Genomic DNA, 17,847 nt, shown 5'->3' with positions numbered 1-17,847 from the left:
ACCGGCGTACCAACGAGGAGATCGGTTCGTGACGATCCGCGTAGGCATCAACGGCTTTGGCCGCATCGGTCGTAACTACTTCCGCGCGCTGCTGGAGCAGGGTGCAGACATCGAGATCGTGGCTGTCAACGACCTGGGTGACACCGCGACCACCGCTCACCTGCTGAAGTACGACACCATCCTCGGCCGCCTCAAGCAGGAGGTCTCCCACACCGAGGACACCATCACCGTCGATGGCCACACCATCAAGGTGCTGTCCGAGCGCAACCCCGCCGACATCCCCTGGGGCGAGCTCGGTGTCGACATCGTCATCGAGTCCACCGGCATCTTCACCAAGAAGGAAGACGCCGAGAAGCACATCGCCGGCGGCGCCAAGAAGGTCATCATCTCCGCCCCGGCGAAGAACGAGGACGTCACCATCGTCATGGGCGTCAACCAGGACAAGTACGACGCCGCGAACCACAACGTCATCTCCAACGCCTCCTGCACCACCAACTGCGTGGCGCCGATGGCGAAGGTCCTCGACGAGAACTTCGGCATCGTCAAGGGTCTGATGACCACCGTGCACGCGTACACGAACGACCAGCGCATCCTGGACTTCCCGCACAAGGACCTGCGCCGCGCCCGTGCCGCCGCGGAGAACATCATCCCGACCACCACCGGCGCCGCCAAGGCCACCGCCCTGGTGCTGCCGCAGCTCAAGGGCAAGCTGGACGGCATGGCCATGCGCGTCCCGGTGCCCACCGGCTCCGTCACCGACCTCGTCGTCGAGCTCTCCCGCGAGGTCACCAAGGAAGAGGTCAACGCCGCCTTCCAGAAGGCCGCGGAGGGCGAGCTGAAGGGCATCCTCGAGTACACCGAGGACCCGATCGTCTCCTCCGACATCGTCAACGCGCCGGCGTCCTGCACCTTCGACTCCTCCCTGACGATGGTTCAGGAAGGCAAGAACGTGAAGATCATCGGCTGGTACGACAACGAGTGGGGCTACTCCAACCGCCTCGTCGACCTGACGGTCTTCGTCGGCAACCAGCTCTGATCGTCAGGGCAGGCACCTCGATGTGAGATCAGGGCTCGGGCAGCGCACGGTCGCGCCGCCCGGGCCCTGACGCACGTACGACGGGGCGAAAGACCACAACCCGCCCGCGTACGGATCGATCGGTCCTCGTACGATCAAGAGCCCCCTCCTCCTCAGGAGTCCCAACCCATGAAGACGATCGACGAACTTCTCTCCGAAGGCGTGGACGGCAAGCGGGTCTTCGTCCGCGCCGACCTCAACGTGCCGCTGGCCGACGGAGTCATCACCGACGACGGCCGCATCCGCGCCGTCCTGCCCACCGTCAAGGCGCTCGCCGACGCCGGCGCCAAGGTGGTCGTGGCCTCCCACCTCGGCCGCCCCAAGGGCGCCCCGGACCCGGCCTTCTCCCTGCTGCCCGCCGCCGAGCGGCTCGGTGAACTCCTCGGCGCCCCCGTGGCGTTCGCCCAGGACACCGTCGGCCCCGCCGCCCACGACGCCGTGGACGGCCTGCAGCCCGGCCGGGTCGCGGTCGTCGAGAACCTGCGCTTCAACCCCGGCGAGACCTCCAAGGACGACACCGAGCGCGGCGAGTTCGCCGACCGGCTCGCCGCCCTCGCGGACGTCTACGTCGGCGACGGCTTCGGCGCCGTGCACCGCAAGCACGCCTCCGTCTACGACCTCCCGGCCCGCCTGCCGCACTACGCCGGCCACCTCATCGCCACCGAGGTCGGCGTCCTGAAGAAGCTCACCCAGGACGTCCGGCGGCCCTACGTCGTCGCGCTCGGCGGCGCCAAGGTCTCCGACAAGCTCGCCGTCATCGACGAACTGCTCGGCAGGGCCGACCGGCTGCTCATCGGCGGCGGCATGGCGTACACCTTCCTCAAGGCCCAGGGGCACGAGATCGGCAAGTCCCTCCTGCAGGAGGACCAGATCCCGGCCGTCAAGGAGTACATCGAGCGCGCCGAGAAGACCGGCGTCGAGCTGATCCTGCCCGTGGACACGCTGGTCGCGCCCGAATTCCCGGACATGAGGACCAAGGCCCCGGCCCGGCCCACCGCCGTCGCCGCGGACGCCATCCCGGCCGACCAGCAGGGCCTGGACATCGGCCCCGAGACCCGCAAGCTGTACGCTGCCAAGCTCGCCGACGCCGCCACCGTCTTCTGGAACGGGCCGATGGGCGTCTTCGAGCACCCCGACTTCGCCGAGGGCACCAAGGCGGTCGCCCAGGCCCTGGCCGACTCCGACGGCTTCACCGTCGTGGGCGGCGGCGACTCCGCCGCGGCCGTCCGTACGCTGGGATTCGACGAGTCGGCATTCGGCCACATCTCGACCGGAGGCGGCGCCTCCCTCGAATACCTCGAGGGCAAGACGCTCCCCGGCCTCGCCGCACTGGAGGACTGAACCGCATGAGCACGCGCACGCCGCTGATGGCGGGCAACTGGAAGATGAACCTCAACCACCTCGAGGCCATCGCACACGTCCAGAAGCTCGCCTTCGCCCTGGCCGACAAGGACTACGAGGCCGTCGAGGTCGCCGTCCTGCCGCCCTTCACCGACCTGCGCTCCGTGCAGACCCTGGTCGACGGCGACAAGCTCAAGATCAAGTACGGCGCCCAGGACATCTCGCAGCACGACTCCGGCGCCTACACCGGCGAGATCTCCGGCCCGATGCTGGCCAAGCTCAAGTGCACGTACGTGGTGATCGGGCACTCCGAGCGCAGGCAGTACCACAACGAGACCGACGAGCTGGTGAACGCCAAGGTCAAGGCCGCCTACAAGCACGGCCTGACCCCGATCCTGTGCGTCGGTGAAGAGCTGGAGGTCCGCGACGCGGGCAACCACGTCTCCCACACGCTCGCCCAGGTCGAGGGCGGTCTGAAGGACCTCCCGGCCGAGCAGGCCGAGTCGGTCGTGATCGCCTACGAGCCCGTCTGGGCCATCGGTACCGGCAAGGTCTGCGGTGCCGGCGACGCCCAGGAGGTCTGCGCCGCCATCCGCGGCAAGCTCGCCGAGCTGTACTCGCAGGAGGTCGCCGACCAGGTCCGCATCCAGTACGGCGGCTCCGTGAAGTCGGGCAACGTCGCCGAGATCATGGCGCAGGCCGACATCGACGGCGCCCTGGTCGGCGGTGCCTCGCTGGACGTGGACGAGTTCGTCAGGATCGTGCGCTTCCGCGAGCAGTGAGCGGGGCGACGGGCCGAGCTGCGAGTATGCGCCAGCGGCGATCCGTCGTACTCTTTGCGAGGGGCGTGGTAGGCGGTGTTCGCCGCGCCCCCGTCGTCCATCCGAATCGAGGAAGTTGGTCCAGCCGTGGTTTTGGGGTTCTCGATCGCCCTGATCGTCTTCAGCCTGCTGCTGATGCTGCTGGTGCTGATGCACAAGGGGAAGGGCGGCGGTCTCTCCGACATGTTCGGTGGCGGCGTCCAGTCCTCCGTCGGCGGCTCCTCGGTCGCCGAGCGCAACCTCGACCGCATCACCGTGGTGGTCGGTCTGCTGTGGACGGCGTGCATCGTCGTGCTCGGCATCCTGATGAAGACGAGCGGCTGAACAACAGCCCACGTGTATTCCGTACGTAAGGCCCCATGGTCGGTACGCGCTCCCGAGCGCGTCCTATCATGGGGCCTGCGTCTGTGTGCGGGGGGCGGTAACTCCAGTCACCGGACGCGCGTTGGGCCTTACGTAGACTGAGGCGCTCGCAGCGAAGCGGTACGCCGTCTCGCTTCGCGGCACCATCACGCAGGGAGTTACGACCGTGGCAAGTGGCAACGCGATCCGAGGAAGCCGGGTCGGGGCGGGGCCGATGGGCGAGGCCGAGCGCGGTGAGTCCGCGCCGCGTCTGCGCATCTCCTTCTGGTGCTCCAACGGGCACGAGACCCAGCCGAGCTTCGCCAGCGACGCGCAGGTCCCCGACACCTGGGACTGCCCGCGCTGCGGCTTCCCGGCCGGTCAGGACCAGGACAACCCGCCGGCCCCGCCGCGCACCGAGCCCTACAAGACGCACCTCGCCTATGTGCGCGAGCGGCGCAGCGACGCGGACGGCGAGGCGATCCTCGCCGAGGCGCTCGCCAAACTGCGGGGCGAGATCTAGGAGTTGGGCTCCGGTCGGCGCCGCTCGTGGGCGCGGGACCGGACCTGTCGCTTCCCGGGCGGCCGGCCGCCGCGGACCGGTTGTCAGTGGTGCCCTCTACGGTTTGCGCATCAGGTGAACCGTGGAGAGGAAGCCATGACGTTAACCAAGACGGGGGACGTGGGCGCGCCCGCCTGGCGCGGGGGATTCGGACGGCTGTGGAGCGCCGCCGTGCTGTCCAGCTTCGGCGACTCGCTGCGTACGACCGCGCTGCCGCTGCTCGCCGTGTCGCTGACCGACGACCCGCTGCTCATCTCCTCCGTCGCGGCCTGCGGCTACCTCCCCTGGATCATTTTCGGACTGCTCGGCGGCGCCGTCGCCGACCGCGTGGACCAGCGGCGCGCGATGTGGACGGCGGACACGGTACGGGCCCTGCTGGTCGGCGGGTTCGCCGTGGCCGTGGCCCTCGGGCACGCCTCGATCGGTCTGCTGATCGCCCTGGCCTTCGCGCTGACCACGCTGCAGACGCTCTTCGACAACGCGGCCACGGCCCTGCTGCCCGTCCTGGTGGAGCCGCGGGCGCTGGGCGGCGCCAACGCCCGGCTGATGACCGGGCAGCGCGTGGCCGGCGGACTGCTCGGCGGTCCGGCCGTGCCGCTGCTGCTGCTCGCCGCCGGCGCCGCGGCCCCGTTCGCCGCCAACGCCGCCACGTTCCTGGTGGCCGCCGCGCTGGTGGCCTCCCTGCGGGTCTCCGGGCCCGAGCGGCCGCCGAGACCGGCGGGCAGCACGCTGCGGCGCGAGACAGCCGAGGGACTGCGCACCCTCGGGCGGGACCGGGCGCTGCGCGGGCTGTGCGCCGCCACCGCGCTGTGCAACGTCGGGATGGGCGCCCTCATCGCCACCCTGGTGGTCGTCGTGACCGGCTGGCTGGGCGCCGGCACCAAGGGATACGCGGCGGCGCTGACGGCGTACACGATCGGCAGCCTGGTCGGGGGAGCGGTCAACAGCCGGATCGTGGCCCGGCTGGGACGCATGCGGGCCGTGCTGCTGGCCGGGGCGGTGCAGATCGCCGCGCTGGTGGTGATGGGAGTGGTGCGCAGTCTGCCCGTGGCGGTGGCCGCGCTGGCCGTGTTCGGACTGATGGGCATGGTGTGGAACGTCAACACGACCACGCTGATGCAGCAGCGCAGCCCAGCCGGGATGCTGGGCCGGGTCAGCGCGGCCTTCCGCACCCTCTCCGTGGCCGGGGCGCCGCTCGGCGCGGTGCTCGGCGGGGCGGTCGCCGCCGCGTGGGGGCCGAACTGCCCGGCGCTGCTCACGGCGGCGTTCTTCGTCCTTTCCGTGGCCGCGCTGATACCCGCGCGGGCGGCGGACGTAGTGGAGGGTGCGCCGGACGACGGCGCCACGACGACTCACGTCGCCTGCTGATCAACTAGGTTGGATGGGCAGCGGGGCAGGACGCAGCAGGACAGCTAGGAAAGAGGCTGAAGTCCGAATGAACGCAGACGGCCGTACCAGGCTCAACCAGAGGCCCGAGTGGACCGCTCTGGCCAAGCACCGTGAGGAGCTCGCCGACACCCATCTGCGGGATCTGTTCGCCGCCCACCCGGAGCGCGGTGAGGCGTACACCCTCCGGGTCGGCGACCTGTACGTCGACTACTCCAAGAACCTGGTCACCGACGAGACACTGCGGCTGCTGCGGGAGCTGGCCGCCGCGACGGACGTGTCCGGGCTGCGGGACGCCATGTTCCGCGGGGAGAGGATCAACGTCACCGAGAACCGGGCCGTGCTGCACACGGCGCTGCGGGCGCCGCGGGACGCGGTGATCGAGGTCGACGGGGAGAACGTCGTGCCCGGGGTGCACGCGGTCCTCGACCGGATGAGCGACTTCGCGAACCGGGTCCGTTCGGGGGAGTGGACGGGACACACCGGCAAGCGGATCCGCAATGTGGTGAACGTGGGCATCGGCGGATCGGACCTGGGCCCGGCGATGGCGTACGAGGCGCTGCGCGCCTACACGGACCGCGGGCTGACGGTGCGCTTCGTGTCCAACGTCGACGGCGCCGACCTGCACGAGGCGACGCGCGACCTGGACGCGGCGGAGACGCTGTTCATCGTCGCGTCCAAGACGTTCACCACCATCGAGACGGTCACCAACGCGACGTCGGCGCGCAACTGGCTGCTCGGCGAGCTGAAGGCCGGGCCGGAGGCCGTCGCGAAGCACTTCGTGGCGCTGTCGACGAACGCGGAGAAGGTCGCCGAGTTCGGCATCGACACGGTCAACATGTTCGAGTTCTGGGACTGGGTCGGGGGGCGGTACTCGTACGACTCGGCGATCGGGCTGTCGCTGATGATCGCGATCGGCCCCGAGCGCTTCGGGGAGATGCTGGAGGGCTTCCGGCTGGTCGACGAGCACTTCAGGACGGCGCCGGCCGAGGCCAACGTGCCTTTGCTGCTGGGGCTGTTGGGGATCTGGTACGGCAACTTCCACGACGCGCAGTCGCACGCGGTGCTGCCGTACTCGCACTACCTGTCCAAGTTCACCGCGTATCTGCAGCAGCTGGACATGGAGTCCAACGGGAAGTCGGTGCAGCGGGACGGCGAGCCGGTGGGGTGGCAGACCGGGCCGGTGGTGTGGGGTACGCCGGGCACGAACGGGCAGCACGCGTACTACCAGCTGATCCACCAGGGTACGAAGCTGATCCCGGCGGACTTCATCGGCTTCGCCGAGCCGGTTGCGGAGCTGAGCGGTGAACTCAAGGCGCAGCACGACTTGTTGATGGCCAACTTCTTCGCGCAGACGCAGGCGCTGGCCTTCGGCAAGACGCCGGAGGAGGTACGGGAGGAAGGGGTGGCGGAGGACCTGGTCCCGCACAAGACGTTCCGCGGGAACCACCCCACGACGACGATCCTCGCCCGTGAGCTGACTCCGTCGGTGCTCGGGCAGCTGGTCGCCCTCTACGAACACAAGGTGTTCGTCCAGGGCGCCGTCTGGAACATCGACTCCTTCGACCAGTGGGGCGTGGAACTGGGCAAGGTCCTCGCCAAGCGCATCGAACCGGCCCTCACGGAGGGCACGGAGGTCCCGGGCCTGGACGCGTCCACCAAGACCCTGACCAGCAAGTACCGCGAGCTGCGCGGGCGCTGACACGGGCCTTTTCCCACCCACCAGCCCCGCCGGGGTGAGGGGCACCCCGGCCCCCGGCGGGGTTCGGGGCGGGCCCTGGGGCAGGGGCGTCGTTCCTTACGCCACCGCGCTCAGGGTGTCCGCCAGGCGGCGGTGGGCCGCGCGGGTGGCGGGGAGGGCGGACAGGGCCGCCGCGCCCGCCACCGCGGCCGCCGCGAACAGCAGCAGGAGCAGGGGGGAGGGGACCGCCGCGATACCGGTGCCGAGGCCGCTCGAGCGGCCCTGGGCGTCGACCAGCCAGTGGGCGAGGGGGAGGCCGACGGCCGTGCCGGCCACCACGGCCGCCAGGGCCGTGCAGCTGGTGGCCGTGACCGTGATCGCGGTGATCTGGCGAGGGGAGAGGCCTATGGCCTTCAGGGCCAGGAGATCCCGCTCGCTCTCGCGGATCGTGCCGCCGACCGCCGTCAGCAGCTCGATGAGACCGATGAGGGCCAGCACGCAGATCAGCCCGGCGACGACCGCGCGCAGCGGGGACAGGCCGTCGGCCGGGTTGGTCACGGCGTGCACGTCCAGGTGCCCGCCCCCCGCGGTGAGCAGGGACCTCGCGACCGAGTCGCGGTCCGCGCCCGGGGACAGACGGAGCTGGTAGAGGGTGGGGCGCAGGCCCGGGTCGTTCTCGCGCAGGGTGTCCAGGGAGGTCGAGATGACCCGGCCGGCGTTCTCCGGCTCGATGCTGCGGCCCACGATGTGCAGGATCTGCGGCTGGTCGCCCACCGTCATCCGGACCCAGTCGCCCACCCGCACGCCGAGCAGGTCCAGCAGGCCCTGACCGGCCACCGCCTCGTCGGGGCCGTCGGCGCGGCGGCCCTCGGCCAGGGCGTACGGGTAGGGGTCCTCGCGGGTGCCCAGGCCCCGCAGGGCGATCGTGGCCGTCTGGCCGGGGACGAGCGCGGCCACCTCCACCCCGGGGTAGACGGCGTCGACCCCCCGCTCACGCGCCAGCAGCACTCGCGCGTCCCCGTCGTTCAGGCCGCCGTCCGCGCGGACGGTCAGCGCGGTCGGCAGCCCCAGCTCCTCCGGCCTGCTGTGGAAGCGGTCGATCGTCGTCCACGCGCTCATCGCCACCACCATCAGCAGCAGCGGCAGCGCCAGCCGTCCCACCGTGGCCAGAGTGCGCACACGGCCGGTGACCACCTTGTGCCAGCCCAGCACCAGCGCGGGCGGCAGCCCCAGCCCCAGGGCCCGGCGGGCCACCCCCATGAGCCGCCCGGCCGGCGGAGCCGCGGGCCGGGGCACCGGCACCGGCGGCACCCGCCCCGCCCGCCAGGCCGCCAGTCCCGTCACCGCGCCGATGAACAGCACCGCGCCCACCGGCACCGCGAACAGCGTCACCGGATGGCCCGGCAGCCCCTGCCACACCCCGACCGCGTCGCCCAGCCGGCCCGGGATCCGCGCGCCCAGCGACTGGGTCAGCACCGCCGCGGCCGCCGCGCCGAGCACGGCGTACGCCACGTGCTGGAGCAGGAAGATCCGGACCACCTGACCGGGCGTGAAACCGATCGCCTTCAGCACCGAGATGTCCCGCAGATGCCCCCGGATCCGGGTGCCGATCGCGCCGTGCACCGCCAGCCCGGCCGCGATCAGCGCGCCCAGGCCGAACAGGCCCAGCACCTGACCGAGCAGCCGGTTGTCGCCCTGTGCCTCGGCCCGCGCCTGCTGCCAGGTGGACACCTCGCCGACCGCCCCGGCACCCAGCACGGTGACGGCGCGCTGGACGGCGTAGCCCGTGTCGTCGGGGTCGGTCAGCCGCAGCCCGATCACCCGGCCGCCTGGGTCGCGCACCGCGGCCGGCTGCGCCCACGCCAGCCCCGGCTGCTCACCCGGCCGGTAGCGCGGCTCGGCGCTCTCGGCGACGCCCACCACCGTCAGCGTGCGCGTGGTCCCGGGCAGCGTGAGGGTGTCACCGGGTTCGGCCAGCAGCGCCCGGGCCAGCCGGGCCTCCAGGACCACGCCGTCCGGCTCCCGGGCGTCCGGCCAGCGGCCGGAGGCGAGCAGCGGCCGGCCCACGGTGGGCCGCGAGGGCGTACCGCGCAGCTCCACGGAGGCGCGGGTGCCCCGGGAGGAGACGGTGACGGCCTCGGTGAGGTACGCGCTCGTGACCGACTCCACACCGTCCAGCGAGGCGAGCCGGCCGGTGTCGGCGGACCTCGCCGTGTGCAGCCACACATGGGCCCCGTGGGACTGGGTGAAGACCCGCTGCCACGGGTTGGTCGCATAACCGAACAGCGCGGTGGCCAGCAGCAGCGAGGCGACGATGCCGGCCGTGGCCAGCACGATGAACAGCGCCTCCCCGCGATGCGCGCGCAGGTCCGAGTGCGCCCAGCGCAAAGTCGCCCGCACCGGACTCAGCCCTTCAACCGGGGCACGCGTGCCACCCAGCACATCACCGCACTCAGTCCTTACTCAGTCCCTGCTCGGCACTCGGTCCCTGCTCAGTCCTTCAGCTCCAGCACACCCGAGATCCCCGGACCCCGCGACGGCGTCGTCCCGTCCAGTTCCGCGTCGTCGACGATCCGGCCGTCGAAGAAGCTGATCACCCGGTCCGCGGCGCTCGCCAGCCGGGCGTCATGGGTGACAAGTACGATGCTCTGCCCGCGCCGGTGGAACCGGGACAGCAGCCGCATCACCTCGCGGGTGCCCTTGCTGTCGAGGCTGCCGGCCGGCTCGTCGGCCAGCAGCAGCGGCGGGTGGTTGACCAGGGCGCGGGCGAGCGCGACCCGCTGCTGCTCGCCGCCGGACAGCTCGCCCGGCATGCTGCGCTCCTTGCCCTGGAGCCCCAGCTCGGCCAGCAGCGCCTCCCGCTCGGCGCGGGCCTGCTTCGGGGAACGGCCGGCGAGCAGGGCGGGCAGCTCGACGTTGTCGGCCACCGACAGGTTGGAGACCAGGTTGAAGAACTGGAAGACGATGCCGATGCCGCTGCGGCGCTCCTCGGCCCAGCGGGCCTCGCTGTAGGAGTCGGTGCACCGGCCGTCCAGCCAGATGCTGCCCTCGTCCGGCCGCTGCAGCCCGCCGAGCAGGTGGAGCAGCGTGGACTTGCCCGCCCCGGAGGGGCCGGTGACCGCCACGAACTCGCCGCGCGCCACCGACAGGTCCACCCCGCGCACGGCACACGCGGGCGCGCCCTCGCCGTGGTGCGTCTTGACGAGGCCCTCGGCCCGCAGCAGCACCGGAGCCCGGACGTCACTCACTCCAGCTCCTCCAGTTCCTCCTGGCACCGTTCCAGCCAGTCCAGGTCGGCCTGCAGGTGCAGCATGGCGCCCTCGATCAGCAGATGGGCGATTCTGTTGTCCCGGTCCTCGGCCGCCGCCAGCTTCGACAGGTTGCGCATGGTGTTGAGGTACTGGCGCCGCTGCTTGTTGATCAGGGCGACCTGGTCCGCGAGGCCGGTCTGCGGGGCGAGGGCGAGTTTCATGAAGAACTCGTCCCGCACCCGCGGCTCGTCCTCGGGCTTCTGGAACCAGTCGCGCACCGCCTCGCGCCCGGTGTCGGTGAGGCGGTAGGTCTTCTTGTTGGGCCGGCCGGCCTGTTCGACCTCCTCGCCCTCGATCAGTCCGGACCTCTCGAGGCGGCCGAGGGTCACGTAGATCTGGCCGACGTTCGGCTGAGGGTACGCGGAGCCCAGCAGTTGCTCAAGGTCCTGCTTCAGCTCGTAGCCGTGAGCGGGACCGCGCGCGAGGAGTGCCAGGAGGGGCAGGCGCACGCGTGCTCTCCTCCTAGGTCCTTGTCAGACGCGTCATGCGTAATGTGCTCCAGGCCCTAGTATCGCCCATACCTAACAGGTATACATGGCCTGACTCCCGGCGAAGAAGCCCGGAGCCGGTGTGCAAGGAGGAACCTATGCGGTGGATACGCGCCGCCGGTAGGGGCCTTCTCGTTCTGGTCGTGGTCGTGACCGGCTACGTCGCCTCCGGCGCCCGCGCCGACGAGGGGCGCGGCGGCGGCCGGGGACCGCTCACCCTGGCCACCGCCGGCGACCTCACCGGCTACCTCGGTCCGCTGCTGGAGGGCTGGAACCGGACCCACCCCGGCGAGAAGGTCACCCTGGTCGAGCTGCCGGACTCCGCCGACGAGACCCACGCCCAGATGACCACCGACCTGCGCGGCGGCAAGCGCAGCCGGTTCGACGTGCTCAACATCGACGTCAACTGGACCTCGGAGTTCGCCGCCGCCGGCTGGATCCGCCCGCTGCCGCGCGACGGCTTCCCACTGGACACCTTCCTGCCGCCGGTCGTCGACACGGCCACGTACGACGGGCGGCTGTACGCGGTGCCGTACGTCACCAACGCCGGACTCCTGCTGTACCGCAAGGACGTCCTCGACAAGGAGGACATCCCGCCGCCGCGCACCTGGGCCGAGCTGGAGCACACCGCGAGGACCGTCGCGCCGAAGCACGGACTGGACGGCTACGCGGGCCAGTTCCTGCCGTACGAGGGGCTGACCGTCAACGCGGCCGAGGCCGTGTACTCGGCGGGCGGCACGATCCTCGGCGACGAGGGCGAGCGCGTCACCGTCGACTCGGGCGCCGCCCGCGAGGGCATCGGCTTCCTGGCGCGCGGTTTCCGCGAGGGCTGGATCCCGAAGGAGGCGCTGACGTACAAGGAGGAGGAGTCCAAGCAGGCCTTCCAGGACGGCCGGCTGCTCTTCCTGCGCAACTGGCCGTACGCCTACGCCGTCGCCTCCGCGCCGGGTTCCAGGGTCGCCGGGAAGATCGGCGCCGTACCGCTGCCCGGACCCGAGGGGCCGGGCACCAGTGTCCTCGGCGGCTCCAACCTCGCCGTCGCCGCCCACGCGCGGCACCCCGACTCCGCCGCGCGCCTGATCGCGTACCTCACCAGCGAGCGCGTCCAGCGCCAGGTGCTCACCAGGGGCGCGTTGCCGCCCGTGCGCGCCGCGCTGTACGAAGACCCCGAGCTGGTGCGGCGGTTCCCCTATCTGCCGACCCTGCGCGATGCCGTGCTGGCGGCCGCGCCGCGCCCCAAGAGCGCGCACTACGACCAGGTCAGCCTGGTGGTGCAGGCGGTCGTGCACGACGCGCTGACCGGGCAGCAGACGCCCGAGGCGGCCGTACGGCGGCTCGCCCACGAGCTCGCGGCCATCTCCCACCGCTGAGCCCCACTCTCCCCAGGTACTTACTCGTTAGGTAACGCGGACATCTCAACTCTGCGCACTACGCCCCGACATGTCTGGATTTGACGGGTCAACTGTCCAGGAAGTGTCGTTCAGTTCATTGACACCCTCCCGACGCCTCTACCTAACATGCATGCATAACTGCTGCTCTTCACAGGAACAGGTCAATGGGTTGAACAGGCATGGTTGGTGGCGCGACGCCGTGATCTACCAGGTGTACGTCCGCAGCTTCCTGGACAGCACCGGCGACGGCATCGGCGATCTGGCCGGTGTCCGCGCGGGGCTGCCGTATCTGAAGAAGCTCGGCGTCGACGGGATCTGGCTGAGCCCCTTCTACCCCTCCCCGCAGCACGACCACGGCTACGACGTCGCCGACTACTGCGACGTCGACCCGGTCTTCGGGGACCTCGACGAGTTCGACCAGCTGGTGGCGGCCGCCCGCCGGCTCGGCGTCAAGGTGCTGCTGGACGTCGTCCCCAACCACTGCTCGGCCGAGCACCCGTGGTTCCGCGAGGCGCTGGCCGCCGGACCCGGCAGTGCCGCCCGCGCCCGCTTCCACTTCGCCGACGGCCGCGGTCCGGACGGCGCCGAGCCGCCCAACAACTGGCACGCCATGTTCGGCGGACCGGCCTGGACCCGGATCACCGAGGCGGACGGCAGCCCCGGCCAGTGGTACCTGCACATGTTCACGCCCGAGCAGCCCGACTGGAACTGGCGCAACCCCGAGATCCCCGCCGAGTTCGACCGGGTGCTGCGCTTCTGGCTCGACCGGGGCGTCGACGGCTTCCGCATCGACGTCGCCGCCGGCCTCTACAAGCACCCCGAGCTGCCCGACTCGGACGACCCGGAGATCGACGCCCGCACCCGCGACTCGGTCAACCCGCTCGCCTGGAACCAGCCCGAGGTGCACGACGTGTGGCGGCACTGGCGCTCCGTGTGCGAGGAGTACACCGCCCGCGACGGCCGCGAACGCCTGCTGGTCGGCGAGGTCTCCGTGCCCAGCGCCCGCGAACACGCCAAGTACGTCCGCCCCGACGAGCTGCACCAGGCCTTCTTCTTCGACCTGCTCGGCGCCCCCTGGGACGCCGACGCCTTCCGCAAGGTCATCTCCGAGGCCATGGAGGACATCGCCGGCACCGGCTCCACGGTCACCTGGGTCCTCAACAACCACGACCAGGTCCGCACCGTCACCCGCTACGGCGAACCCGCCCCCGAGGCGAGCGGACTGGGCGCCGCCCGCGCCCGCGCCGCCGCGCTGCTGATGCTGGCGCTGCCCGGAGCCGCGTACATCTACCAGGGCGAGGAACTGGGCCTGCCCGAGGTCGTCGACCTGCCCGACGACGTGCTCACCGACCCGATCTTCCACCGCACCGGAAGCCGCGCCCGCATACGCGACGGCTGCCGGGTGCCGCTGCCCTGGTCGGGCCAGGCCTCCCCGTTCGGCTTCACCACCGGGGCGCAGAACGCCAAGCCCTGGCTGCCGCAGCCGGAGTACTTCGCCGAGTACGTCACCGAGCGCGCCCTCGCCGACACCCGCTCCTTCTGGCACCTGTACCGCGACGGCCTGCAACTGCGCTCCGCGCTGCCCCAGTTGGGCGAGGGCACGCTGCGCTGGCTGGACGCCGAGCCGGGCGTCCTCGCCTTCGTCCGCGGTGACGGCCTGGTCTGCGCCGTCAACTTCGGTACGGCCCCCACGCCCGCGCCGGTCTCCGGCATCCCGCTGCTGACCAGCGGCCCCTGCCCGCCCGGAGTGCTCGCCGGGTCCACCACCGCCTGGTGGATCGCCGACGGCACCTCCGAGCCCTGATCTCCCGTCAGTCCTATCCCGTCAGCCTGTCGGAACCGTCAACTTCCCACCTCACGAAGGGACATCAACGATGATGCGACGACGTACCACCCTGCTCACCGGCTGCACCGCTCTCGTCCTGGCACTCGGCGCGACCGCCTGCGGCAGCTCCGACCCCGTCTCCGCGGGCGGCGGCGACAAGTCGCTCAGCGGCCAGACGGTCACCGTGGCCGGCGTCTGGTCCGGCAGCGAGCAGAAGAACTTCCAGAAGGTGCTGGACGCGTTCACGGAGAAGACCGGCGCCAAGACGCAGTTCATGTCGACCGGCGACAATGTCTCCACCGTCGTCGGCAGCAAGATCGAGGGCGGCAACGCCCCCGACGTCGTGATGGTCCCGCAGGTCGGCGTGCTCCAGCAGTTCGCCAAGAAGGGCTGGCTCACGCCGCTGTCCGACACCACCCGGAAGTCGGTGGAAGCCGACTTCGCGCCGGTGTGGAAGCAGTACGGCAGCGTCGACGACACCCTGTACGGCCTGTACTTCAAGGCCGCCCACAAGTCGACCGTCTGGTACAGCCCCGACGCCTTCGACCAGGCCGGGGTCAAGCCGCCCAAGACGTACGACGAGATGCTCGACACCGGACGCACCATCTCCGACTCCGGGCTCGCCGCCTTCGCGGTCGCCGGCCAGGACGGCTGGACCCTGACCGACTGGTTCGAGAACGTCTACCTCTCCCAGGCCGGCGCCGAGAAGTACGACGCCCTCGCCGCGCACGAGCTGAAGTGGACCGACGACAGCGTCGTCAAGGCACTCACCACGCTCGGCAAGCTGTTCAAGGACAAGCAGCTGATCGCGGGCGGCCAGAAGGGGGCCCTCAACACCGACTTCCCGGGCTCGGTGGAGAAGGTCTTCGGCCCCAAGGCCGAGGCCGGCATGGTCTACGAGGGCGACTTCGTCGCCGGCGTGGCCCACGACCAGTTCGGCAGGACCATCGGCAAGGACGCGGACTTCTTCCCGTTCCCGCCGGTCGACGGCGGCAACGCCCCGGTCGTCAGCGGCGGTGACGCGGCGGTCGTCCTCAAGGACGGCAAGAACTCCAAGGCCGGCATGAAGCTCCTGGAGTTCCTGGCCACCCCGGAGGCCGCGGCCGTGTGGGCCGAGGCCGGCGGCTTCCTGTCCCCGAACAAGAGCCTCGACCTCGCCTCCTACGGCGACGACGTCACCCGCGCCACCGCCAAGTCCCTGGTCGAGTCCGGTGACGCGGACGCGGTCCGGTTCGACATGTCCGACCAGGCCCCGGCGGCCTTCGGCGGCACCAGCGGCGCCGGCGAGTGGAAGCTCCTGCAGGACTTCCTGCGCGACCCGTCGGACCCGAAGGGCACGGCGGCGAAGCTGGAGGCCGCGGCGGCCAAGGCGTACCAGAACCAGGGCTGACCCGACATGACCTCCACGCTCGCGAAGGACAAGGGCGCGAGCCCCTCGCCGCCGTCCGTCCCGCCCGCCCAGCGCGCGCGGCGACTGCGGCGGCGGGGGCGGGTCGTCGCCCTGCTGTTCGTCTTCCCCGCGCTGCTGCTGCTGGGCGCGCTGGTCGTCTACCCGGTGCTGTTCTCCGTCGGCCGGAGCCTCTTCGACGCCTCCGGCACCCGGTTCGTCGGCGCGGACAACTACACCGAGATGTTCCGCAACCCGGCGACGCTCAAGGCCATCCGGAACACCACGATCTGGGTGGTCGTGGCCCCGGTGCTGCTCACCGGGCTCGGGCTGATCCTCGCCGTCCTGGTGGAGAAGGTCCGCTGGGCGACGGCGTTCAAGCTGCTGCTGTTCATGCCGATGGCCGTGTCCTTCCTGGCCGCCGGCATCATCTTCCGGCTCGCCTACGACGAGGACCCGGACAAGGGCGTGCTCAACGCCGCCGTGGTCTCCGTGCACGACGTCTTCAAGGACTCCTCGTCGTATCCGGCCGCCCGCGCCCGCGAGGGGCACGGGCTGACCAAGGGCGACGACGGCTCGTACAGCACCCGTGCCGGCCTGTCGCCGGGCGACACGGTGCACCTGCCGATGGTCGGCGTGCTGCCCAAGGACCTGCCGGGCGGCGCCGAACCGGCGTCCGCGGCGGCCGGCGGGAAGACCGCGGCGGACGAGCTGCGCGGTGTCGTCTACCTGGACTTCACCCCCGGCGGGGGCGGCACCCAGGGCAAGGTCGACAGCGGCGAGAGCGGACTGCCCGGCATGAAGGTCGAGGCCGTGCGCGACGGGCGGACCGTCGCGAGCACCACGACCGCCTCCGACGGCTCCTTCCACTTCGGCGGCCTGAAGGCGGGGTCGTACGCGGTGAAGCTGCCGGAGTCCAACTTCGCCCCGCCCTACCAGGGCATCTCCTGGCTCGGGCCGACGCTGGTCACCCCCATGATCATCGGGGCGTACCTGTGGATCTGGACCGGGTTCGCGATGGTGCTGATCGGCGCCGGACTGTCCGCGCTGCCGCGGGACGCGCTGGAGGCGGCGCGCATCGACGGGGCGAACGAGTGGCAGATCTTCCGCCGGATCACCGTGCCGCTGCTCGCGCCCGTCCTGACGGTCGTCTTCGTCACCCTCGTGATCAACGTGATGAAGGTCTTCGACCTCGTCTACATCATCGCGCCCGGCCCGGTGCAGGAGGACGCCACCGTACTGGCGACCCAGATGTGGCTGGTGTCCTTCGGCGGCGGCAACAACCAGGGCCTCGGCAGCGCGCTCGGCGTGCTCCTGCTGCTCCTGGTGATCCCCGCGATGGTGTTCAACGTCCGCCGTTTCCGAAGGAGTCAGTGATGAACGCGATCAGACGGGGCCTGGGACACTGGCTCGTCCAGGCGTTCCTCGTGGTGATCGGGCTGATCTGGCTGACTCCGCTCGCGGGACTGTTCGTGTCGTCGCTGCGGTCGGCGGAGGACACCGCGAAGGGCGGCTGGTGGACGGCGTTCGCCAACCCGGCGCAGCTGTCGTTCGACAACTACTCGGCGCTGCTGAAGAACGCGGGCATGACGCAGGCGTTCTGGAACACCGTGCTGATCTCGGTGCCGACGACGGCGCTCGTCGTCATCGTCGCGGCGCTTGCCGGGTACGCCTTCGCGTGGCTGGACTTCCCGGGGCGGGACCCGCTGTTCCTGCTGGTCGTGGCGTTGCTGGTGGTGCCCGTGCAGATCGGGCTGCTGCCGGTCGCCAAGATGTTCGGGCAGCTGGGGCTGTTCGGCACGATTCCCGGTGTGGTCCTCTTCCACGTGGCCTACGGACTGCCGTTCGCGGTGTTCCTGCTGCGGAACTACTTCGCCGAGATGCCGAAGGAGATGCTGGAGGCCGCCCGGATGGACGGGGGTGACGAGTGGCGGATCTTCACCCGGCTGGTGCTGCCGGTGGGGCGGCCGGCGATCGCCAGCCTCGCCATCTTCCAGTTCCTGTGGGTGTGGAACGACATGCTGGTGGCGCTGCTGTTCGCGGACACGTCGTCGCAGCCGTTGACGGTGGAACTGCAGTCGCAGATCAGGCAGTTCGGCAGCAACATCGATGTGCTGGCGCCGGGGGCGTTCCTGTCGCTGGTGGTGCCGGTGGTGGTGTTCTTCGCGTTCCAGCGGCACTTCGTGCAGGGAGTGATGGCGGGGTCGGTGAAGTGAGGTTCGGGGGCCGCAGCCCCC

At 71.0% G+C, this 17,847-nt stretch carries 15 protein-coding genes; 12 read left to right on the top strand and 3 right to left on the bottom strand.

Annotated elements, in window-relative coordinates; all coding sequences use genetic code 11:
- Positions 1-28: 28 nt before the first annotated feature.
- The 7 genes from gap (at position 29) to pgi (ending at position 7,229) form a co-directional block, all read left to right on the top strand.
- Entirely contained in the window at positions 29-1,036 is a 1,008-nt protein-coding gene (gene gap / locus RH94_RS35610; protein WP_073952431.1) for a type I glyceraldehyde-3-phosphate dehydrogenase, read from the top strand.
- 168 nt (positions 1,037-1,204) lie between these two features.
- Positions 1,205-2,416: a phosphoglycerate kinase gene (locus tag RH94_RS35605; RefSeq protein ID WP_073952430.1), complete on the top strand. Its 1,212-nt coding sequence runs from the start codon at positions 1,205-1,207 to the stop codon at positions 2,414-2,416.
- 5 nt (positions 2,417-2,421) lie between these two features.
- Complete coding sequence (gene tpiA, locus RH94_RS35600) at positions 2,422-3,198, top strand: triose-phosphate isomerase (protein WP_073952429.1); 777 nt, start codon at positions 2,422-2,424, stop codon at positions 3,196-3,198.
- Positions 3,199-3,324: 126 nt separating this feature from the next.
- Entirely contained in the window at positions 3,325-3,561 is a 237-nt protein-coding gene (gene secG / locus RH94_RS35595) for a preprotein translocase subunit SecG (RefSeq protein WP_073952428.1), read from the top strand.
- Positions 3,562-3,766: 205 nt separating this feature from the next.
- Entirely contained in the window at positions 3,767-4,102 is a 336-nt protein-coding gene (locus RH94_RS35590) for an RNA polymerase-binding protein RbpA (protein ID WP_073952427.1), read from the top strand.
- 135 nt (positions 4,103-4,237) lie between these two features.
- Positions 4,238-5,509 carry an MFS transporter gene (locus RH94_RS35585; RefSeq protein ID WP_073952426.1) on the top strand — a complete coding sequence of 424 codons (1,272 nt, stop codon included), beginning with the start codon at positions 4,238-4,240 and terminating at the stop codon, positions 5,507-5,509.
- Positions 5,510-5,576: 67 nt separating this feature from the next.
- On the top strand, positions 5,577-7,229 hold the full coding sequence (gene pgi / locus RH94_RS35580; RefSeq protein WP_073952425.1) for a glucose-6-phosphate isomerase: 1,653 nt from the start codon (positions 5,577-5,579) through the stop codon (positions 7,227-7,229).
- A gap of 96 nt (positions 7,230-7,325) precedes the next feature.
- Here pgi and RH94_RS35575 read toward each other — a convergent pair whose 3' ends face one another.
- From RH94_RS35575 to RH94_RS35565, 3 genes are all read right to left on the bottom strand, one after another.
- A complete protein-coding gene (locus RH94_RS35575) occupies positions 7,326-9,608 on the bottom strand; it encodes an ABC transporter permease (RefSeq protein ID WP_073952424.1) in 2,283 nt (760 codons plus the stop codon).
- 92 nt (positions 9,609-9,700) lie between these two features.
- Positions 9,701-10,456: an ABC transporter ATP-binding protein gene (locus RH94_RS35570; RefSeq protein WP_073952423.1), complete on the bottom strand. Its 756-nt coding sequence runs from the start codon at positions 10,454-10,456 to the stop codon at positions 9,701-9,703.
- Positions 10,453-10,968 carry a PadR family transcriptional regulator gene (locus RH94_RS35565; protein WP_073952422.1) on the bottom strand — a complete coding sequence of 172 codons (516 nt, stop codon included), beginning with the start codon at positions 10,966-10,968 and terminating at the stop codon, positions 10,453-10,455. Before RH94_RS35565 ends, RH94_RS35570 begins: the two co-directional genes overlap by 4 nt.
- A 137-nt stretch (positions 10,969-11,105) precedes the next feature.
- On the opposite strand from RH94_RS35565, the gene RH94_RS35560 reads away from it, so the two are divergent.
- From RH94_RS35560 to RH94_RS35540, 5 genes are all read left to right on the top strand, one after another.
- Entirely contained in the window at positions 11,106-12,377 is a 1,272-nt protein-coding gene (locus RH94_RS35560) for an ABC transporter substrate-binding protein (protein WP_073952421.1), read from the top strand.
- Between the two features lie 151 nt (positions 12,378-12,528).
- Positions 12,529-14,202 (top strand): glycoside hydrolase family 13 protein, encoded by a 1,674-nt coding sequence (locus RH94_RS35555; RefSeq protein WP_199881131.1) that lies wholly within the window; start codon positions 12,529-12,531, stop codon positions 14,200-14,202.
- A 70-nt stretch (positions 14,203-14,272) separates the two neighbouring features.
- Entirely contained in the window at positions 14,273-15,613 is a 1,341-nt protein-coding gene (locus RH94_RS35550; protein WP_073952419.1) for an ABC transporter substrate-binding protein, read from the top strand.
- A 6-nt stretch (positions 15,614-15,619) separates the two neighbouring features.
- Complete coding sequence (locus tag RH94_RS35545; protein ID WP_073952418.1) at positions 15,620-16,987, top strand: ABC transporter permease; 1,368 nt, start codon at positions 15,620-15,622, stop codon at positions 16,985-16,987.
- Positions 16,987-17,826: a carbohydrate ABC transporter permease gene (locus tag RH94_RS35540; RefSeq protein ID WP_073952417.1), complete on the top strand. Its 840-nt coding sequence runs from the start codon at positions 16,987-16,989 to the stop codon at positions 17,824-17,826. The genes RH94_RS35545 and RH94_RS35540 overlap by 1 nt, the downstream gene beginning before the upstream one ends.
- Positions 17,827-17,847: the final 21 nt, after the last annotated feature.

Source organism: Streptomyces kebangsaanensis (assembly GCF_001906585.1).
In the GTDB taxonomy this organism is placed as follows: domain Bacteria; phylum Actinomycetota; class Actinomycetes; order Streptomycetales; family Streptomycetaceae; genus Streptomyces; species Streptomyces kebangsaanensis.
Note: the sequence above shows the minus strand (reverse complement) of the source record. Positions and strands in the feature narration are given on the sequence as shown.